The organism is Dyella sp. C9 (assembly GCF_003332825.1).
GTDB lineage: Bacteria > Pseudomonadota > Gammaproteobacteria > Xanthomonadales > Rhodanobacteraceae > Dyella.
In genome coordinates, this window is sequence record NZ_QIRF01000012.1 from 76,593 (window position 1) to 97,003 (window position 20,411).

Below are 20,411 nucleotides of genomic sequence, written 5' to 3' on the forward strand. Positions count from 1 at the left end.
GAACCCGCAAAGCCCCGCGTCGCTTCCTGCTGACGCATCCTGGATCGTGATGAAGTTTGGCGGCACCAGTGTCGCTACCCTGCCGCGCTGGCAGAACATCCGTGAGCTCGTTGCCAGCCGCCGCGCCGAAGGCGCCCGCGTGCTGGTGGTCGTGTCCGCGCTCACCGGCATCACCGACGCACTCAAACAGCTGTGCGCGCAGGAAGACAAGGGCAAACGCATCGAGGCTGCCAAGGCGATCGCACAGCGTCATTACGAGCTGCTCGATCACATGCAGCTGGCGGTTCCGGATACCCTGGCTGCCCGCCTGAGCGAGCTGGCGAAGCTGGCCGACGAAGGCCCCGCGCTGCTCGGCGAGCTGGCGTGGTCGGCGCTGGTGCAGGCGCATGGCGAGCTGATGTCCAGCGCGTTGGGTTCGGCGTTCCTCAGCCACAGTGGCCTGCCCACGCAGTGGGTGGATGCGCGCGACTGCCTGGCGGCGATCGCGCTGCCGAACCAGAACGAGCGCACCAAGCTGCTCTCGGCGATGGTCGAGGCCAAGCCGGATCCGGCACTGAACGCGCGGCTGGCCGCGCAGGGCGAGGTGTTCATCACGCAGGGCTTCATCGCCCGCGAGTCGCAGGGTCGTACCGTGCTGCTCGGCCGTGGTGGTTCGGATACCTCGGCGTCGTACTTCGGTGCGCTGCTGAAGGCGCAGCGCGTGGAAATCTGGACCGACGTGGCGGGCATGTTCACCGCCAACCCGCGCCAGGTGCCCAGCGCACGCCTGCTGCAGCGCCTCGACTACGAGGAAGCCCAGGAAATCGCCTCCACCGGCGCCAAGGTGCTGCATCCGCGCTGCCTGTCGCCGCTGCGCGAGCCCCGCGTGCCGCTGCTGATCAAGGACACCAACCGGCCCGAGCTGGAAGGCACCCTGATCGGCCCCGAGGTGCGCGAGCATGCGCCCAGCGTGAAGGCCATCAGCGCACGCAAGGGCATCACCCTGGTGTCGATGGAATCGGTGGGCATCTGGCAGCAGGTCGGTTTTCTTGCCGACGTGTTCGCGCAGTTCAAGCAGCACGGCCTGTCGGTGGACATGATCGGCTCGGCCGAGACCAACGTGACGGTGTCGCTGGACCCGACCGAGAACCTGCTCGATTCGGACGCGCTCGCTGCACTGGCCAGCGACCTGGCCAAGGTGTGCCGGGTGAAGGTGATCGCCCCGTGCGCCGCCATCACCCTGGTGGGCCGCGGCATGCGTTCGATGCTGCACACGCTGTCAGGTGTGCTGGCCGAGTTCGGCCAGCTGCGCGTGCACATGATTTCGCAGTCCTCCAACAACCTCAATCTCACCTTCGTGGTGGATGAAAACGTGGTGGACGAACTGCTGCCGCACCTGCACGAGCTGCTGATCACCGCCGGTGCCTTGCGTACCGACGACAGCGCGCTGTTCGGCCCCAGCTGGCAGGCGCTGTACGGCACCGGCGAGGTGCTGCCGCCGGCGGCGTCGGGGTGGCGCGAGGAGCGCCGTGCCGACCTGCTCAAACTCGGTGCCGAAGCCACGCCGCGCTACGTCTACCACCTGCCGACGGTGCGCCAGCAGGCGCGCGAACTGAAGTCGCTGGCGGCGGTGGATCGCCTGCACTATGCGGTGAAGGCCAACACCCATCCGGCCATCCTCAAGGCGCTGGCCGAGGAGGGCTTCGGCTTCGAGTGCGTGTCGCCGGGCGAGCTGAAGGCGGTGATGGCGGTGGTGCCCGAATCGGCGCCGTTGCTGTTCACGCCGAACTTCGCGCCGAAGGAAGATTACGCGTGGGCACTCGGCACGCGCGCCACGCTGTCGCTTGACTCGCTCTATCAGCTCGAACAGTGGGGTGAACTTTTCCGCGGCAAGGAAGTGGTGCTGCGCCTCGATCTTGGTCGCGGCCTGGGCCACCACGAGAAGGTGCGCACCGGTGGCAGCGGCAGCAAGTTCGGCCTGCCGGTGGAGCAGCTGGACGCGTTCCTGCGTTTGGCCGACACCCACGGCGTTACCGTGCGCGGCCTGCACGCCCACCTGGGCTCGGGCATCCTTGATGACGGCCACTGGGGCGAGGTGTACAGCCAGCTGGCCAGCCTGGCCGAGCGCATCGGCAGCGTCACCTTCCTGGACATCGGCGGCGGTCTTGGCGTGCCTTCGCACCCGGGCGAGGCGCGGCTGGACATCGCCGCGCTGGACAAGGTGCTGCGCGAGGTGAAGGCCGCCTATCCGCACTACAAGCTGTGGATGGAGCCGGGTCGCTACCTGGTGGCCGACGCCGGCGTGCTGCTGACCCGGGTCACCCAGACCAAGGGCAAGGGCAACGGCCAGATCCGCTACCTCGGCGTGGATACCGGCATGAACAGCCTGATCCGCCCTGCGCTGTACGAGGCCTGGCACGAGATCGTCAACCTGACCCGGCTGGATGAACCGGCCACCGCGCTGTTCCAGGTGGTGGGCCCGATCTGCGAAAGCGGCGACGTGCTCGGCACCGACCGCCGCCTGCCGGAGCCGCAGGAAGGCGACGTGGTGCTGGTGGCCCAGGCGGGCGCGTACGGCAAGGTGATGTCCTCGCCGTACAACCTGCGTGACGAGGCCGAGGAGATCATCCTCGACTAACCCCGCTTTTCACTCCCTCTCCCCTTCGGGGAGAGGGTTGGGGTGAGGGGCGGGTGCTCGCCCAAACGCAACAATCAAGGACGCTCACGGATGAAGCGTTTACATGTTGATCGAGCTCGCAGCCTGCGCGCAGCTCAAACTGATGCGGAACAGCTACTTTGGCATCACCTGCGCAATCGCCGGCTGGAAGGCTGGAAATTCCGCAGGTAACACGAGATAGGGCTGTATGTCGTCGATTTTGTCTGTCCCGATGCTGGCCTGATCGTGGAGCTGGACGGCGGTCAGCATGGCGAGCAGGTGATTTATGACGAGGCGCGCACGCGAAAACTCCAGGAAGAGGGTTATCGCGTGCTGCGTTTCTGGAACAATGACGTACTGACGACCACTGACAGCGTGCTCGAGGCGATCCTGGAGGCTCTCGCCAGCCCCGGCCCCTCACCCCAACCCTCTCCCCGGAGGGGAGAGGGAGCATGCAATGGAGACTGAGGCGTGACGACCCACATCCAACCCCGCCTGACCCAGGTATTCCGCTTCGTGCGCTGCAGCTATGCCGATGGCGTGGCCGAGCTGGTGTATGGCTTCGACCATGGCGAGGAGCTGGTGGAGCGCGTGCGCTTTCCCAATGCCCCCGCGATCCCGGCCGGCCACCAGGCCGCCTTCGAGCAGGCGCTGAAGCTGCTGCACCTGATCGCCGGCGTCAGCTACTACAAGGCCGGCGTGCCGCCGCGCATCGAAGTGGTCGACGGTCCGCTGGACGCCACCACCGCCGACCTGCTGGACGCGCTGTACCTGCACGGCCTGGCCGAGTTCGCCTATCGCAACGGGCTGGACCTGCGTGGCCGCATCGCCTTCCCTCGATCCTCTTCTCCCTCTCCCCTGCGGGGAGATGGCCGGGGTGAGGGGCCAATCTCGCCCAAGCTCAACCTACCTGCCCGCACCCTGGTTCCGATCGGCGGCGGCAAGGATTCGCTGGTGGCGGTGGAAGCCATCAAGTCCATCAGTGGTGAGGCCACCGCCGTGTGGGTCGGCAATTCCCCGCTGATCGCCGCCTGCGCCGAGCGCACGGGCTTGCCCATGCTCAACATCCAGCGTGAGCTGGCACCGGGGCTGTTCGAACTCAACCGCTTGGGTGCATGGAACGGCCATATCCCGGTGACCGCGGTGAACTCGGCCATCCTCGCCGTGGCGGCCATCCTCTACGGCTACGACAGCATCGCCTTCGCCAACGAGCGCTCGGCCTCGGCGGCCACGCTGGAGTACGAAGGCCAGCAGGTGAACCACCAGTGGAGCAAGGGCTACACCTTCGAGCAGCTGCTCGGCGACTGGCTGCACGAGCACGTGGCAGCCGACCTCAACTATTGCTCGTTGCTGCGCCCGTATTCGGAGCTGGCGGTGACGCGCGCGTTCGCCAGGCTCACGCCGTACTTCGACGTGTTCTCCAGCTGCAACCGCAACTTCAAGCTGCTCGGCCCCAAGCCGGCTGATCGCTGGTGCGGGCAGTGCCCGAAGTGCCACTTTGTGTTTCTGGCGCTGGCGCCGTTCCTGGCCAAGCCGCGTTTGCTGTCCATCTTCGGGCGCAACCTGCTCGACGACGAGAACCTCGCGCCCGGCTTCGATGCGCTGCTGGAATACCAGGATCACAAGCCGTTCGAGTGCGTGGGCGAGGGCGCCGCGGCGCGCGCCGCGATGTATGCGCTGAGCCAGCGTTCGGAATGGCAGGAAGACACGCTGGTGGCGCGCTTCCGCAGCGAGATCCTGCCGCAGCTGGACGTGAATGAACTGGCGCTGGAGCCCTGGCTGCTGCCCTCGGGTGAGCAGCGCATCCCCAAGCGCCTGCAGCCGGCCCTGGCCTTCTTCGCGTGAGCGATGCGCCGCTGCGGATCGGTGATCTCGCCGGCCAGCGCGTGGCGGTGTGGGGCTTTGGCCGCGAGGGACGCGCGGCCATCACGGCGATCCGTTCGCGCCTGCCGCAACTGCCGTTGACGCTGTTCTGCAGCGCCGGGGAAGTGGATGCGGCGCAGGCGTTCGATGCGACCTTGCAGGTGCGCGGCGAAGAGCCGGATGCGGCTGCACTCGCCGCCTTCGACGTGGTCGTCAAGTCGCCCGGCATTTCGGCTTACAAACCGGCGCTGCAGGATTCCGGCGTGCGCGTCACGTCGGGTACGGCGCTGTGGTTTGCCGAGCGTCCGGATGCCCGCGTGGTTGCCGTCACCGGCACCAAGGGCAAGAGCACCACCACCGCATTGCTCGCGCATCTGGCGCGCAGCCTGGGCGTGCGCACGGTGCTTGCGGGCAACATCGGCATGCCGCTGCTGGAGCTGCTGCATACGCAGGCGGACCTCTGGGCCATCGAGCTGTCCAGCTTCCAGACCGGCGAGGCCGGTCCGGTGGAGCTGGGCCTGATCACCAGCCTGTACGAGGAACACCTCGACTGGCACGGTTCGCGCGAGCGCTACATCGCCGACAAGCTCAAGCTGATGGATGTCTCGCGCCAGTTGCTGGTCAATGGCCTGCAAGCCTCGCTGCTGCAACGCACGCAGGGTCATCCGCATCGGCTGCTGTTCGGGCAGGCCCCGGGTTGGCATGTCGAGGGTGGCGTGATCCATCGCGGCACCCAGCCCGTCTTCGATGCCGGCCTGCTGCGTGCACCTGGTGAACACAACGCCCTGAATGCCTGCGCCGCCCTGGCTGCGCTGGAAGCGATGGGTTTCGATGCCCTGGCCGCGGCACCCTCACTGGCCAGCTTCCGCCCGCTGCCGCATCGACTGCAGCCGTTGGGCGAGCAGGGCGGGCACTACTGGATCAACGACTCCATCAGCACCACGCCGCAGGCGACGCTCGCCGCACTGGGCAGCCTTGCCGGGCAGCAGGTGACGGTGATCGTCGGCGGCCATGATCGCGGCCTGGACTGGAGCGAGTTCGTCACCGCCATGCAGGCCCATGCCCCGCACGCCATCCTCGCGCAGGGCGCGAATGGGCCACGCATCGCGCAGGCTTTGCGCGCGGCCGGCATCGCGGTGGAGGAAACCACCAGCGTGGCGACCGCGGTGGAGCGGGCCCGCGTGCTGACGCCTGCGGGGGGCACCATCCTGCTGTCGCCCGGCGCCCCCAGCTTCGACCAGTTCCACGATTACGCCGAACGTGGCCGCCGTTTTGCCGAGATGGCCGGTTTTGATGGACACGAGATCGTCGGCATCGAAGGGCTGGGTGTCGCCTGAGCGTCATGGCGCGGGATGGGAGAGCAAGTGGACATACACGTCGATGACCTGAGCGGTCCCGAAATCGCCGCACTGCTGCAGGAACACCTCGATGACATGAAGCAGCATTCGCCGCCGGAGAGCATCCATGCGCTCGACCTGGACAGGCTGCGGCGACCGGAGATCACCTTCTGGACGGTGTGGGAAGACGGACAGCTGCTGGGGTGTGGGGCGCTCCGCGAGCTCGATGCCACGCATGGCGAAATCAAGTCCATGCGCACCTCCATGCACCACCGCCGCAAGGGCGTGGCGGCGCGCCTGCTGCGGCACGTGCTGGACGAGGCGAAGCGGCGGGGGTATCGCCGCCTGAGCCTGGAAACCGGTGCGCCCGCGGCCTTTGTGCCGGCACGGGCGCTGTATGCCCAATTCGGTTTCGTGCCGTGTGGCCCATTCGGGGACTACGTCGAGGATACCTACAGCGTCTTCATGACGCGGGAACTCTGAGGCACGGGCGCCGGCGTACACTGGCGGCCTCTCCACTGTCGTGGGTGGGTGCCATGAACGAGACGTCGCGTCTGAAGCTGCTGCGTATCGCCCTGGTGGTACTGGGCATCGTGTGCCTGGCCGTCTATCCGCTGATGCAGGTCTGGCCGTCAGGATGGGTGTGGCACGAGGGCTATTCGGACTACCCGATGATGATCGTGGGCGTCTACGCCACGCTCGGCGTATTCCTCATACGCGCGGCGCGCGACCCGCTGGCCAACCTCAGCCTGATCTGGTTCGCCGTGTGGTCCAGTGTGGTGCATGGGGGAATCATGGCGGTCCAGGCGCTGAGTCACCCGGGCCACATGGGACATCTGTGGGGCGATGTGCCGGCGTTGTTCATCCTGGCCATCGTGCTGGCGGTGCTGGCACCGAGGCCGGCGAGGTTGTAGGAGCGCACCCCGCGCGCGACTCCACCAAACGAAAGAGCCACGCCTCTCGCGAGACGTGGCTCCCATCACTCGATCGAACCCTGGCTTACCAGATCTTCACGCGATCGGCCGGTGCCAGGTACAGCGTTTCGCCCGGCTTGGGCTGGAAGGCGTCGTACCAGGCATCGAGGTTGCGCACGGTCTGGGCGCGGAAGCGGCCCGGCGCGTGTTCGTTGCCGATCACGCGGGCACGCAGTGCCGCATCGCGGATCTTCTCGCGCCAGCTCTGGCCAAAAGCGAGGAAGAAGCGCTGGTCACCCGTGAGGCCATCGATCACCGGCGCCGGCTTGCCGCCAAGCGACTTGTGATAGGCGAGGTAGGCGATGGTCAGGCCGGAGACGTCGGCGATGTTCTCGCCCAGCGTCTGCTGGCCGTTGACGTGCAGGCCCGGCAGGGCTTCGTACGCATTGAACTGTTCGACCAGCTTCTGGCCTGCGGCCTTGAAGTGGGCCTGGTCTTCCGGCGTCCACCAGTTGGCGAGGTTGCCCTGCGCGTCGAACTCGGCACCGAGGTTGTCGAAGCTGTGGCTGATCTCGTGGCCGATGATGGCGCCGATCGAACCATAGTTGGCGGCGGCGTCGGCCTTGGGATCGAAGAACGGCGCTTCGAGGATGGCGGCCGGGAAGTTCAGCGCGTTCTGCAGCGGCAGGTTCACCGCGTTCACCGTCTGCGGCGTCATCCACCACTCGCCGCGATCGACCGGCTGGCTCAGCTTGGCGAGCTGGTGTTCGTACTCGTGCTTCTGCGCGCGTTGCAGGTTGCCCAGCGCATCGTCCGGGCGGATCTCCAGCGAGCCGTAGTCGCGCCAGGTTTCCGGATAGCCCACGCTGACGCGGATGCTGGCGATCTTGGCCTTGGCCTTCTGGCGGGTGGCCGGGGTCATCCAGTCGATGTGGTCGACGCGCTCGTCGAACGCGGCGAGGATGTTCTTCACCATCTGCTCGACCTGTGCCTTGGACGAGGCGGGGAAGTACTTCTTCACGTAGATCTGGCCCACCGCGTCGCCGAGCGAGACGTTGGTGCTGGCCACTGCGCGCTTCCAGCGATCGCGTTGCTGCGGCGTGCCGGACAGCGTCTGGCCATAGAAGCCAAAGCTGAGGTCGGCATAGGCCTTGGGCAGCAGGGCGGCGCTCTCGTTGAGGGCGTGGAAGGTGAGATAGTCCTTCCAGGTCTGCCGGCGCTCGCTGGCGGTCAGTGCGGATAGGCCCTTGATGCCCGGCACCTGCCACACGTCGACGATCTTTTGCTGGTCCAGTCCGGCCGCCTTGAAGTAGGCGTTCCAGTCCAGGCCCGGTGCGTTCTTGGCGAAGTCGCCGAGCGCCCACGGATTGTTGGCCTTGTGGATGTCCTGGCTGTCGACGATGTCGACCTGTGCCTTGGCGATCTTGGTTTCCAGGTCGAGGATGTTCTTCGCCTTGGTATCCGCATCGGCGATGCCAGCCTGCTTGAGCAGGGCGGCGACATAGGCCTGGTACTTCAGGCGCGTGTCGATCATGGCCTTGTCCTGCGACAGGTAATAGTCGCGGGTGGGCATGCCCAGGCCGCCCTGCAGCAGGTATGGGATGTTGTGGCTGGCGTCGTCCAAACCATGCGAGACGAACAGGCCGAACAGGTGTTCGGTCTGGAAGTTGGTGGCATTGACCGGATCGACGTCGGCGCGCAGGCCTTCGCCCAGCACGCGGGCCAGATCGGCCTTGCTGGCGATCGCGTCGATCTGCTTCAGCTCGGGCTGGATCGGCGCGAGGCCGCGCTTCTCGATGGTGGCCTCGTCCATGAAGGCCGCGTAGTAGTCGGCGATCTTGCGCTCGTTGCTGCCAGCCGGGGCGTTGCTGGCGGCGGCGCTCTTGATCAGGTCGGCGTTGCGCTGCTCGGCCTTGAGGAACACCTGCAGGAACACGCCGGTACTGGAGCGATCAGCTGGGATCTCGGCCGTCTTCTTCCAGTTGCCGTTGGCGTAGTTGTCAAAGTCATTGCCCGGCAGCACGCTGTGGTCGATGCCGGCCAGGTCGACGCCGCTGGCGCTGCGCGCGGGGGTCTGCGCCGCAGCGGGGGCGGCCGGCGAAGCGGCCAGCGCGCAGCTGGTGGTCAGCGCGGCGGCAGTGAGAATCCAACGAAATGGCCGCATGGGCGGTCTCCTGGGTGGGGAAAGGGACAACGATAGACCCTCGGGTCTTGCGGGTGGGGCATGACTTTTGGCCTAGGCTACCGCTCGTAGCGGTAATTCAGGCTGGCGCGGCTGAAATCGGTGGCATTCTGGGCTTCGAAGTTCCAGCGTGCGTTGAAGTGGTAGCGCAGGGTGATCACCTGGCCGGGGTCGAACAGGCCCACGCCGTAGCTGATATACAGGCGGGGCGAGAGGTATTTGCCCACGGTGAAGGCCGACCCGCCGTTGAGCGCGTCGCTGTTGCTGACGCCGATGTCGTCCACGCCCAGTCGCGTGCCGATGCTCTTGGCCAGCAGGTTGCCGGTGGCCGAGCCCAGCGCCTGCGCGGCCGCACCCACCATGTTGCCTTCGCCGCCGCGTACCTGCGACAGCGGTTTGCCGGTGACCAGGTAGGACAGCGCGTCGGACTGCTCCATCACCGGTTGCGAGAACACGGTGAGCACCGGGCGCTGCGCCGTGCCCGCGATGTTGAGGCCCACCTGCTGCCCATCGTCGATGGTGGCGTTGGGGTTGAGCTTGCGGATGGCCCGGATGTTGAGGCCGGGGTTGTCGATCGGCGTGCTGGCGAACAGCAGCTGGCCGCGGTCGATCTGCAGGTTCTGGCCGTAGGCCTTGTAGGTGCCGTCGACCTGGATCTGGCCCTGGCCGGTGGTGGCGCGTCCCGGGCGTTCGCTCACCACCAGTTGACCGTGCAACTTGCCGTCCAGGCCCATGCCCACCAGGTGCGCCTTGTTGCCCAGGTGCACGGTGACGGTGGCGGTGATCGGCATCTGCGTGGCGGTGTCTTCGGCCTGCGGGGCATCGACCACCACGACATCGGGCGAGGCCTTGGTGGCTCCCGCGCCGGGCAGCTTGTCGAGATTCACCTCGGCGCTGTCGACGCTGACCGCGCCGGTGATGTCGAGCCCGTCGGTCGTGTGGCGCAGCGACAGGTCAGGCGACACCGCCACCTTGGCCGAGGGAATGTCGACCACCCGTACATTGGCACCCTTGACTGACAGCACGCTCTGGGCATCCGCGCCGAGCGAGGCGTTGCCGGCCAGCAGCAGGTCGCCGTCACCGGAGTGCACGCTGCCATCGAGGTGGAAGGTGCGCGCATCGCGCGTGGTGAGGGTGATGCGACCCTGGCTGAGCCTCAGCCCCATGGCCGGAATCTCGGCGGCGAAGTCGCTGAGTGCGGCCTGCCCGGTGATGACTGGCTGCGATAGCGTGCCAGCGAAGCCGAACTCGCCACTGAGCGCGCCCTTGGGGTTGACCACCGAGGTGGTGAAGATCTCCAGCAGGGCGAGGTTGGTGACGTGCAGCGAGGCGTGCCCACCCAAGGCCTGCTGGGCGCCGTTGATGGTGAGCTCGCCGTCCAGCCTTCCGTTGTTGGTGAGCCCGGCGCGCATGTCGATGCGCTGGCTGGAGGGGCTCAGCTGGGCATTGACCGCGAGGTTGTCATAGGTGAGCAGCGGCTGGTCGGCATGGTCGACATAGGCGATCGAGCCCTTGGCCGAGGTGATCGACGCGTTGCCGTTGAGTGCCCCCGCAGCGTTGCGGCGAACACTGCCGCTGCCATCCAGCGAACCTTCCACCCGCATCGGCAGCTTGCTGGTGCTGATGGCGCTCATCAGCAAGGCCAGCGGCAGGCCGTGCAGGCGATAGCTGGCATCGAGGTTGCCCGCCTTGTCCTGCTTGGCCGCGGCGCACAGCAGCGGTTCGCCGGCGGTGAGGCACAGCTCGGAAAGCGACATGGCGCCATCGTTGTATGACAGCGCGGTGGACTGCTGCAGCCGCCAGCGGGGAAGGCCGGCAAGGTCGAGGTTGAGCGTGGACAGCGTGCCGTTCCACGCCGAACCCTTCAGGCTGCCGCTGAGGGCTAGCTCGGCGGACAGCGGTTGCCCGCGGGCATCGAGCGTGAGGCTGTGGCGCTCGGCCGTACCGTCGCCATGCACGCTCACCTGGCTGAAGTCGAGTCCGCCGGCCTGTACGGTGCCGGCGGTGAGGTCGAGCTTGCCACCGGGATGGCTGATGTCCGGCACGTTGGCGAGCAGATGCAGGTTGCCGACCTGCTGGCCCTGGTAGGCCAGCGCCTGCCCCTGCAAGTTGGCATCGACCGCAAGGCGCGGATAGGTGCCCCGCAGGTGCACGGTGCCTTGCAGGCGTCCCGCGGCATCGGGCAGCCAGTCGGCCAGGGTGGCCACGGCCAGTTGCGCGGTGACGTTGTTGCTTTGCCCGGGCTTGGCGTCGATGCGTACATCGCTACCGCCTGAAACCAGGTGCAGCTGGCCTTCCACCACGCCTTCGGGGGGCAGGTGCAGCTTGCCGTCGCCATGCACGACGCGGTCGCGCAGGCGGCCATCCAGCTTGCGTACTTCCAGCATGACGTCGGGATGGCCCTGCGGCAGCGTGCCCTGCGAGGCGATGTCGAAATCCAGTGAACCGTCCCACTGCGCCAGCAGGTGCCCGGGATCGAAGCGAGTGGCGGTGGCTTGCAGTTGCCAGCCGAGGTCCGGCTGCAGCACCAGGGCGCCCTGGGCCTGCAGCTGGCCTTGCGGCTGCTTGACCGTCAATGCGCGCAGGTCGATCTGCCGCTGGCTGCCATCGAGACTGAGCGTGATGTCGGCGAGCTTGCCCGGCATGCCGAGCGCGAGCGCACCATCGGCGTGGAACTTGTCCACGCTGCCGCTTGCCTTGAGGTTGCCGTGGCTGAGCAAGGGCTGGCCGGCGAGCTGTTCGGGTAGCTCCACGCCGCTCCAGTCCACGTCCAGGTCGGCGGACAGCGGTTGTGCGTCCAGTTGCACCACGCCATGGGCGGTGACATCGCCCTTGAACTGCGGCGAGCTGGCGGCCAGCTGGTCCACGGTGAGCGTGTCGAAGTCGTCGCTGAAGTGGCCACGCAGCGGATGCAGCTGCAGCTGGTAGTCGTTGAGGCCGAGCTGGCCGGTGATCTCCGCGCTGTGCTGGTCGCCCTTGCCCTGCAGCGCCACCGCCAGCGAGGTCAGCGAACTGTCGCCCAACAGCGGCCTGGGGTTGAAACCCGGCGCGTCCAGGCGGGCGGTCCACGCGTAGTTGCCGGTTTGCGCGAGCTGCAACTGCAGCTGGGCGGCCATGGGTTCGCTCAGCTGCACGTCGGCACGCGCCGCATGGCCGTCGCCGTGCGCCTTCAGCAGGCCTGCGTAGGTGGTGCCATCGAGCATCCAGCGGAAGCGCGTGGTGTTGTCGCCGCGGTAGTTGCCGGCCACCACCAGCGTGCCATCCAGGTCGACCTGGCCATCCGGTGCGCGCAAGGTGAGCTGGCGCAGTTCCAGGCCCCGGCCGGTCCAGCTGCCAGCCAGATCCAGTCGGTCGGCGATGAACATCGGGTGTTGGCCGCGGCTGATTCGTCCGCCGGCGAGATGACCGCGGTCCACCACCATGTCGAACGGTGGCACCCACCACGGACTGCTGCTGGTTTCCGGTGGCTCCGGCTGGCTGGGCGGCAGGGTGATCTCCAGCCCGCTCGCATCCAGCACGGTGACGTGCAGGCGTTTGCGCAGCGCGGCCGTTGCGCGCCATTCCAGGTGGGCCTGGGCTACCTTGACCTCCAGCCCTTCGCCATCGGCGTAACGGACGCCGGTGAGGTCCAGCGGGCCCAGCAGCCGGCCCTGCGCCGACTGCACGCTGACCGCGCCATGGGTGAGGCTTTGCGTCTGTGCCACTGCAAAGCGCAGGCCACCCGCGGTGGTGAGCAGCCACGCCACGAACGACGCCAGCGCGACCAGCAGCACGAATACGCCGAGCAGGCTCCAGCGCAGCCAGCGCCGCCGTGGCCGTGGCGCGGGAGCCGGGGAGGGTGGGTTGGTCGCGTCGGTCATCGCGTCGATCTCACAGATCCGGGCCAATCACCACGTGCAGTTCCACGCCGTGCTTCTGCGAGTCGTTCACCGGGGTGCCCAGATCCACCCGGATCATACCCACCGGCGACAGCCAGCGTACGCCCAGGCCGGTGCCGATCTTGGGACGATAGTCGGTGCCGTCGAAGGCGTTGCCCGCATCGACGAAGGCGGCCATGCCCCAGTTGCGGGTGAAGTAATGCTCGACCTCGGTGCTGCCCACCAGCAGGTTCTTGCCGCCGATCACGCGGCCATAGGCGTTCTCCGGGCCGATGCTCTGGTAGCCATAGCCACGCACCGAGCGGTCGCCACCGGCGAAGAAGCGCAGCTGGGGCGGCAGGTCGGAAAAATCATTGGTCCAGGTGGCGCCGGCCGAGGCACGCAGGATGAGGCGGTTGTCGCCCCAGAACGAGCGTATCCATTTGCCGTCGGCGGTGACCTGGCTGAAGCGGGCGTCGGACAGCAGTGAGCCCACCGTGCTGCGCGCGGCGAAGGTGAGCGACCAGCCGTTGCGCACGAAGATCGGGTTGTCACCGGATTTGCGCGACAGCGAAATTTCCGGATAGAACAGGTTGCTCTGGCCGTGGTCCACGCCCGGCGTATTGTCGGGCTCGCCGCTCTTGAGGCCCACGGTGAAGGTGCCGTCCAGCGCATGCAGGCCGATGGTGCGCACCCATCCGTACCACTCGCGTGTTTCGTTGGCCACGATCTCCAGCGTCTTGGAGTGCGAGGTGTCGGTGTCCGAGTCGCGGTAGGTGGCACCGTAGTTGAAGCTGCGCTGGTTGGGGCCGGGCATGGGCACCGAGTAGAGCGTGCTGACCGTCTTGAGGTTCTGCGCCAGTACCAGCTCGTTCTTCCACTTGTGGCCGCGATCGTTGACCCAGCGCCGCTCGCTGCCCAGGCGTATGCCCGCGCCGGTGTCGGTACCGTAGAACGGGCCACCGGTGTAGACCGAGCGCTTGGCTGGAACGAGCTCCACCTTCACGTCGACCACGCCGTTCTTCTTGTCGTCCACGTCGGGCAGCACGTTGACCACCGAGAAATAATCCGCGCCGTTGAGCGCCTGCTGCAGTTGCAGCAGCTTGTCCTGTGCGAAGTAGTCGCCGGACTTGAATGGCACGTAGCGCTGCAGGAAGCCCGGCCGGAACTGCGAACCCTCGAAGTGCACCTGGCCGAAGCGATAGCGTGGGCCTGCCTGCCAGGCGAGGTGGATCACCGCGCTGCGCTCGCCGCGGTTCACCTCCACCCGGTGCGTCACCAGCCGCGCGTCGAGGAAGCCGTTGGCGGTGAGCGCACCGCTCAGCGCGTCGCGGTCGCTGTCGTAGGTGCCGTGGTTGAGCACCTCGCCCTTGAGATCCTCGATGGCTTTCTGTGCGCGGCGGATCGCCGGGATCGCAGCGGCGGTGGCGTCCAGTTGCAGGTCGACCGCGGTCACCTTTACCGGCGCGCCGGGCTGCACATGCAGGGTCACGCGCCAGTCGTTGCCTACAGGGTCGAGCTGGCCCTGGACGTTGGCCTCGTAGTAGCCATAGGGCTCCAGTGCGCTCCGGGCCTGCTCAAGCGCCTTGCCGTACAGGCGGCGCACCTGCGCCTCGGTCACGTCGCGATTGGCGTACTGGGAGATGTCCACGCCGGACGTGACGGCCAGCTTCAGCGGATCGTCCACCCCGTCCACCACCAGCTGCACGCCCGCGTGCGCGAGCAGCGGGGCCAGCAGCAGCGGTAGCAGCGTCAGGCGTCGAAGTCGGCGCATGCGGTCCTGTTTTCCGTCCTGGAAGTGGCTGGCGCGTGCCGATGACACGCGGGACCCAAGCTTAGCCGATCAAGGTGGGGGCGCCGGTGAACGACGCCCCGCGCAGCGGACCGCGATCAGCCCGCCTTGTCGCCGGCCTTGTGCGCGATCCATGCGCCGATCACCGCCGACACGTAAGGAATCGACTGGGCGCTGAGGATGAACATCCACAGTGTGCCTTCGACGTAGTGGGTACCGAAACGCAGGCCCATGCCGACCACGCAGCACAGCAGCGCGATGGCCATCAGCAGTTCCTCGCGCACCGGTGCGAAGGCGGCGAAGTTGCTGCCACCCAGGCGACGGCTCTTGGCGGTCACCACGAACGAGGTCTTCTCGCGGGTAAGGCCGTGCAGGATGCCGCGTGCGATGGCGTGCGACAGGCTCATGCTGGCCAGCGATGCCATCAGCGTGTCGTACCAGCCGCACGGGACGCGCGCGCGGTACAGCACGATGCCGAAGATCGCCTTGGCGAAGAAGAAGCCGATCACCGGGATCAGGAACAGCTGCATCGGCAGGCTGAAGACGGTCGGGAAAGCCACCATGCCCGCGGTCCAGAAGATCGCCATCATGGTGAAGATCAGGTGCAGCGCATCGGCGAACCAGCTGAACCAGCCGGTGAGGAAGTGGAAGCGCTGGCCGCCCGAGAGCGGGCCCTTCTTGGTCATCCAGTCCCAGCGGCCCTTGAGGATCTGCATGGCGCCGAAGGCCCAGCGGTAGCGCTGGCTCTTGTACGCCTTGAAGTCGGCCGGGGTGAGGCCCTTGCCCATCAGCTCGTCGACATAGACCAACTCATAGCCGGCATGCATCAGGCGCAGGCCCAGCTCGGCATCCTCGCAGATGGTCCATTCCGACCAGCCGCCGGTGCCTTCCAGTGCCGAGCGACGCACCATGGTCATGGTGCCGTGCTGGATGATGGCGTTGCGTTCGTTGCGGTGGTGCATGCCGATGCGGAAGAAGCCGTCGTATTCCCACGCGGTCATGCGGCGGAAACGGTTGTGCTCGAAGTCGCGATGCGCCTGCGGGCACTGCACCACGGCCACCTTCGGGTCGTGGAAGTAGCCGGTCAGCGACGACAGCCAGTCTTCGCGCACCACGTAGTCGGCATCGATCACCGCCACCACGTCGGCGCGCGGATCGGTTTCCTTCAGGCCGAAGTTCAGCGCGCCCGCCTTGAAGCCGGGCCACGGCTCCAGATGGAAGAAGCGGAACTTGGGACCGAGCTTTTCGCAGTACTCCTGCACCGGCTTCCAGATCGCCGGGTCCTTGGTGTTGTTGTCGATCACCAGGACTTCGAAGTTCTCGTACTTGAGCGCAGCCAGCGAGTCGAGGGTGATCATCACCATCTCCGGCGGCTCGTTGTAGCAGGCCAGGTGGATCGACACGAACGGCTGCTTTTCCACCGGATCGGGCGGCAGCAGGCCGGCATGGCGCACCCAGCTGCGGCGCCACAGCACCTCGGTGAACTCGAAACCGTTGATCAGCAGGATGGCGAGGATCGCGATCTGGGCCGGGAACAGCAGCACCAGCATGGTCCAGTCGACCCAGCTCAGGTAGAAGTTGAACGGCAGCGTGGCCGACCACACGATCAGGCCGCAGGCGAGCTGGATCAGCGCGCAGAAGAACAGGCGGCCCATCAGCTTGAAGCGGCTGTAGCGGCTGGCGAACCAGATCATCGGCAGCAGCGCCAGCAGGCTGGCGGCCAGCGCCTTCCACGGCCAGGCGGTGTCCTCGGTCACCGGGCCGGTGAACGGGAACTTCATCTGGCGATCGGCGTTGAACATGCCCCAGTAGGCTTCGGTACGGCCGGAGAGCTTTTCCTTCCAGGGCTGGTCGAACGCCTCCATCACGTAATAGTCGATGTTGCGCTTCTTGGCCTCGTTGAACCACGTGCGCAGGAAGATCGCCTCGTTGGACACCGACGGGTCGGCGTACTTGAAGCGGTCACCGTTCGAGGGCCAGCCGATTTCGCCGATCACGACCGGCTTGCCGGGGAACATCTTCTGCAGCGTTTCGTAGCTGCCCAATGCATCCGCCACGGCCGGGAACGCCTCCAGGCCCTTGCCCGGGCCGGTCACCGGGATGCCGTTCCAGTACGGGAACAGGTGCACCGTGATGAAGTCGACGTGTTGCGCCAGCTCGGGGTACTTGGCCCAGATGTGCCAAGGCTCGGCGATCGTCACCGGCTGGCGGACCGCGGCGCGCACGCGGTCGGCATAGGCCATCAGCTGCTCGGGCGGGATATCGTTGCGGAACAGCACTTCGTTGCCGACCACCACCCGGTTGATCGAGTTGGGATAGCGCCGCGCCTGTGCGATCAGCGTCTCGATTTCCTGCTCGTTGTTGTCCAGGCGACGGTCGATCCATGCGCCGGCCATCACCTGCAGGCCGTCCTTTTCGGCCAGGCGGTACACCTGCGGGTTCTGCAGGGTCGAATAGGTGCGGATCCGCGAGGTGTAGTGGTGGATCAGCTTCAGGTCGCCGTCGATCTCGTCATCGGACGGGAAGTCGTTCTTGAGCGGATTCTGGTAGCGCTGGAACGCCGACAGGGCGAAGCCGCCGATCGGGCCATTCCAGTCTTCCGGGCCGTGCGGCAGATTGCTCCACCACCAGAGACCGATGTTCATGGCCGCCACGATCAGGGCGAGCAGGATGGCTGCAAGCAGCGGGTGCCGGCTGTCGTGGGTGGTAACTGTCGCGCTCAAAACGGTCCCCGTGGCTGCCTCACACGAGGCCGAAAAGCATGAGGAGCTTAACCATCAGGCGCTTTTCGCTCAATAAAGGGGAGATGGAGTGGTCAGCCCGAGGTCAGGGCCGTCCGGGTCCGCGCGGAGCGCTGCGGCTTGCAGGCCCGGCTGCAAATGTTCAGGAGTCGTGAGGAGAACACCTTGGCTGGGGCGGGGGGCCGGGCGAACTCCCCGGCGACAGCCTCCAGCTTCGTCATTCCAGCGAAAGCTGGAGTCCCGTGCCTTTGGCCGCAATACCCCCTTCGCGCTGACAGCAGCGGGATGCCAGCTTTCGCCGCAATGCCGGTGAGGGGCATCGCTCGCTCCCCACCCCACCTTTCTTCAGCCCTCGGAGAAAGGGGCCACAGGCCTCACTTGAGCAGCGAGCGCAGCATCCAGGCGGTCTTCTCGTGTTCCTTCAGGCGGCCGGTGACCATGTCGGCGGTGCCTTCGTCGCCGGCCGCGTCGGCCACCTTGATCACCTCGCGGGAGGTGTGGGCGGCGATCTCGTGGCCCTCGACGAGCTGGCCCACCATGTCCTTCCAGTCCGGCACGCCGGATTCTTCCTTGATCGAGGTGAGCTTGCCGAACTGGCTGTAGGAGCCGGGGGCGAACACATCCAGGGTGCGGATGCGCTCGGCGACCTCATCGGCGGCCAGCCACAGTTCGTTGTATTGGGTCTCGAACATCGTGTGCAGGCTGTTGAAATGCGGGCCGGTGATGTTCCAGTGGAAGCTGTGGGTCTTCAGGTACAGCGAATACGTGTCGGCCAGCAGCTTGGACAGGTGCTGACCGATCTGTTCCCGGTCCTTCTTGGCGATGCCGATGGAAATGGCCATGGTGTGCTCCTTTGGATGGCGGGGGATGAAACCTGGATCCAGCTTAGTCAGGCGCGGCATGCGCGTGAAATGAATCCTCCCGATGCCTTTGATAGCCGGTGGCTATCGGGTGGTGCGGGGGCTTCGGCTGCATATCTGGTGGTGATGCGCCGGCATTGCGAGGCGTGAGCGACAACCTGCCACGGCCCCGCTGCCGGGTGGTCCCAACCGGCGGGCTGGTGGCGGCGTCTCGGTGGCCGGCGCTTGTGATGCCGCCCACCGGCTATCATGTGCGGTCCGATGAGCCCATCCCCTGCTTCCAACAACGCCCCTGCCGATGCGCGACTGCGTCCGCTGCGCGAGGCCCTCGACCAGGTTTCCAGCCGCGACTACGGTCGCCTGCTTGGACGCTGGCGCGAACTCACGCGCCGCTTCGACGAGAAGAAGCTGGCGGCGCTGGCCACCGACATCGAGGCCTCCCGTGCGAGGCGGCAGGCTCGCGCCGAGGCCAAGCCGGCGATCCGGCTGGACGAGTCGCTGCCCATCACAGCCCGTGCCGACGAGATCATCGAGCTGATCCGCAAGCACCAGGTGGTGGTGATCGCGGGCGAAACCGGCTCGGGCAAGACCACCCAGTTGCCCAAGCTGTGCCTGGCCGCCGGCCGGGGCGAGGCCGGCATGATCGGCTGCACCCAGCCGCGCCGCCTGGCGGCCCGCTCGGTGGCGCGCCGCGTGGCGGAGGAGCTGGCCACGCCGCTGGGCGACCAGGTCGGTTTCCAGGTGCGCTTCAACGACCAGGTGTCCGAGCGCACACTGGTGAAGTTCATGACCGACGGCATCCTGCTTGCCGAGACGCAGGGCGACCCCTGGCTGAGTGCCTACGACACCCTGATCATCGACGAGGCCCATGAGCGCAGCCTCAACATCGACTTCCTGCTGGGCTACCTCAAGCGGCTGGCGGTGAAGCGGCCGTCGCTGAAGATCATCGTCACCTCGGCCACCATCGACACCGAGCGGTTCGCCGCGCACTTCGAGGGCGCGCCCATCGTTTCAGTGGAGGGGCGCACCTATCCGGTGGAGGTGCGCTGGCGTTCGGTGGACGACGTGGCCGCGCGACGCGGACAGCGGGCAGGGGATCTTCAACAGGGTGGCGCCGATCACGTGGCGGCCGTGCTGGACGAGATCACCCACGACGACCCGCGCGGCGACGTGCTGATCTTCCTGCCCGGCGAGCGCGAGATCCGCGATGCGCACCTGCTGCTGTCGCGCCGCCAGTACCGCGAGACCGAGGTGCTGCCGCTGTACGCGCGCCTCTCGGCCGGCGACCAGGACAGGGTGTTCAAGCCGGGTACCAAGCGTCGGGTGGTGCTGGCCACCAACGTGGCCGAGACCTCGCTGACCGTGCCGCGCATCCGCTACGTGATCGACTCGGGCCAGGCGCGCGTCAAGCGCTACAGCCAGCGCAGCCAGCTCGAGCGCCTGCACGTGGAGCCGATCTCCCGCGCCGCCGCCGACCAGCGCAAGGGCCGTTGCGGCCGCGTGGGTCCGGGCATCTGCTATCGCCTGTATGACGAAGTCGATTACGACGGCCGCGCCGCCTACACCGACCCGGAACTGCTGCGCTCCTCGCTGGCCAACGTGATCCTGCGCATGCTCTCGCTGCAACTGGGCGAGGTGGACCAGTTCCCGTTCCTGGAGGCGCCCGATCCGCGCGTGGTGGCCGACGGTTACCGCCGCCTGGCCGAGATCTCCGCGATCGACGACGCGCGCCGGCTCACCCCGATTGGCCGCACCGTGGCCAGGCTGCCGATCGACGTGCAGCTGGCGCGCATGCTGGTGGAGGCCAACCAGCTGCAAAGCCTGCGAGAGCTGCTGGCGATCGTGTCCTTCCTCAGCATCCAGGATCCGCGCGAGCGACCCGCCGACGCGCGCCAGCAGGCCGATGCGGCGCACGCGGCATTCGCCGATCCCAAGTCCGATTTCGTCGGCGTGCTCAACCTGTGGCGTGAGTACGGCAAGGCGCACGAAGACCTCACGCAGTCCAAGCTGCGCGACTGGTGCAACCGGCATTTCCTGAGCTTTCTGCGCATGCGCGAATGGCGCGAACTGCACCGGCAGCTGTTGCTGGTGGTGCAGGAGCTGGGGTGGAAGCTCGACGCCGCCACCACCTCCCCCTCTCCCCTCCGGGGAGAGGGCCGGGGTCAGCGGGCTGTCTCGTATACACATCAACGAGCCCACCAGCCCGGCAGATATAAGTCATGCAAACGTA

The 20,411-nt window shown here is 67.0% G+C and carries 11 protein-coding genes and 1 pseudogene; 7 read left to right on the top strand and 5 right to left on the bottom strand.

The genetic code is table 11. The features are described from left to right. Nucleotides 1-46 precede the first annotated feature (46 nt). The 6 genes and pseudogenes from DVU99_RS14020 to DVU99_RS14045 all read left to right on the top strand — a co-directional run bounded on the left by DVU99_RS14020 (nucleotide 47) and on the right by DVU99_RS14045 (nucleotide 6,749). Complete coding sequence (locus tag DVU99_RS14020) at nucleotides 47-2,617, top strand: bifunctional aspartate kinase/diaminopimelate decarboxylase (RefSeq protein WP_255412918.1); 2,571 nt, start codon at nucleotides 47-49, stop codon at nucleotides 2,615-2,617. A gap of 90 nt (nucleotides 2,618-2,707) precedes the next feature. Next, a pseudogene (locus tag DVU99_RS14025) lies at nucleotides 2,708-3,103 on the top strand (endonuclease domain-containing protein). A gap of 3 nt (nucleotides 3,104-3,106) precedes the next feature. Beyond that, complete coding sequence (gene murL, locus DVU99_RS14030) at nucleotides 3,107-4,480, top strand: UDP-N-acetyl-alpha-D-muramoyl-L-alanyl-L-glutamate epimerase (protein WP_114240850.1); 1,374 nt, start codon at nucleotides 3,107-3,109, stop codon at nucleotides 4,478-4,480. A gap of 11 nt (nucleotides 4,481-4,491) precedes the next feature. Further along, nucleotides 4,492-5,835 (top strand): UDP-N-acetylmuramoyl-L-alanine--D-glutamate ligase, encoded by a 1,344-nt coding sequence (gene murD / locus DVU99_RS14035; protein WP_114240886.1) that lies wholly within the window; start codon nucleotides 4,492-4,494, stop codon nucleotides 5,833-5,835. Between the two features lie 27 nt (nucleotides 5,836-5,862). After that, entirely contained in the window at nucleotides 5,863-6,318 is a 456-nt protein-coding gene (locus tag DVU99_RS14040) for a GNAT family N-acetyltransferase (protein WP_114240851.1), read from the top strand. A gap of 53 nt (nucleotides 6,319-6,371) precedes the next feature. Beyond that, the gene (locus tag DVU99_RS14045; RefSeq protein WP_114240852.1) at nucleotides 6,372-6,749 is read left to right on the top strand and encodes a DUF6632 domain-containing protein; all 378 of its coding nucleotides are present in this window, start codon (nucleotides 6,372-6,374) and stop codon (nucleotides 6,747-6,749) included. Between the two features lie 85 nt (nucleotides 6,750-6,834). Here DVU99_RS14045 and DVU99_RS14050 read toward each other — a convergent pair whose 3' ends face one another. From DVU99_RS14050 to DVU99_RS14070, 5 genes are all read right to left on the bottom strand, one after another. Continuing rightward, nucleotides 6,835-8,913, bottom strand: coding sequence for a M13 family metallopeptidase (locus DVU99_RS14050; protein ID WP_114240853.1), 2,079 nt, complete (start codon nucleotides 8,911-8,913; stop codon nucleotides 6,835-6,837). 77 nt (nucleotides 8,914-8,990) lie between these two features. After that, a complete protein-coding gene (locus DVU99_RS14055; protein ID WP_114240854.1) occupies nucleotides 8,991-12,791 on the bottom strand; it encodes a translocation/assembly module TamB domain-containing protein in 3,801 nt (1,266 codons plus the stop codon). 10 nt (nucleotides 12,792-12,801) lie between these two features. Beyond that, nucleotides 12,802-14,562: an autotransporter assembly complex family protein gene (locus DVU99_RS14060; RefSeq protein WP_114240855.1), complete on the bottom strand. Its 1,761-nt coding sequence runs from the start codon at nucleotides 14,560-14,562 to the stop codon at nucleotides 12,802-12,804. 116 nt (nucleotides 14,563-14,678) lie between these two features. Beyond that, on the bottom strand, nucleotides 14,679-17,303 hold the full coding sequence (locus DVU99_RS14065) for a glycosyltransferase family 2 protein (protein WP_114240856.1): 2,625 nt from the start codon (nucleotides 17,301-17,303) through the stop codon (nucleotides 14,679-14,681). A 392-nt stretch (nucleotides 17,304-17,695) separates the two neighbouring features. Continuing rightward, nucleotides 17,696-18,163, bottom strand: a complete 468-nt coding sequence (locus DVU99_RS14070; protein WP_114240857.1) for a Dps family protein — start codon at nucleotides 18,161-18,163, stop codon at nucleotides 17,696-17,698. A gap of 279 nt (nucleotides 18,164-18,442) precedes the next feature. Between DVU99_RS14070 and hrpA the strand changes: the two genes are divergently transcribed. Further along, nucleotides 18,443-20,411: ATP-dependent RNA helicase HrpA (gene hrpA / locus DVU99_RS19965; protein WP_232823612.1), on the top strand; the 1,969-nt coding region annotated here is incomplete at its 3' end.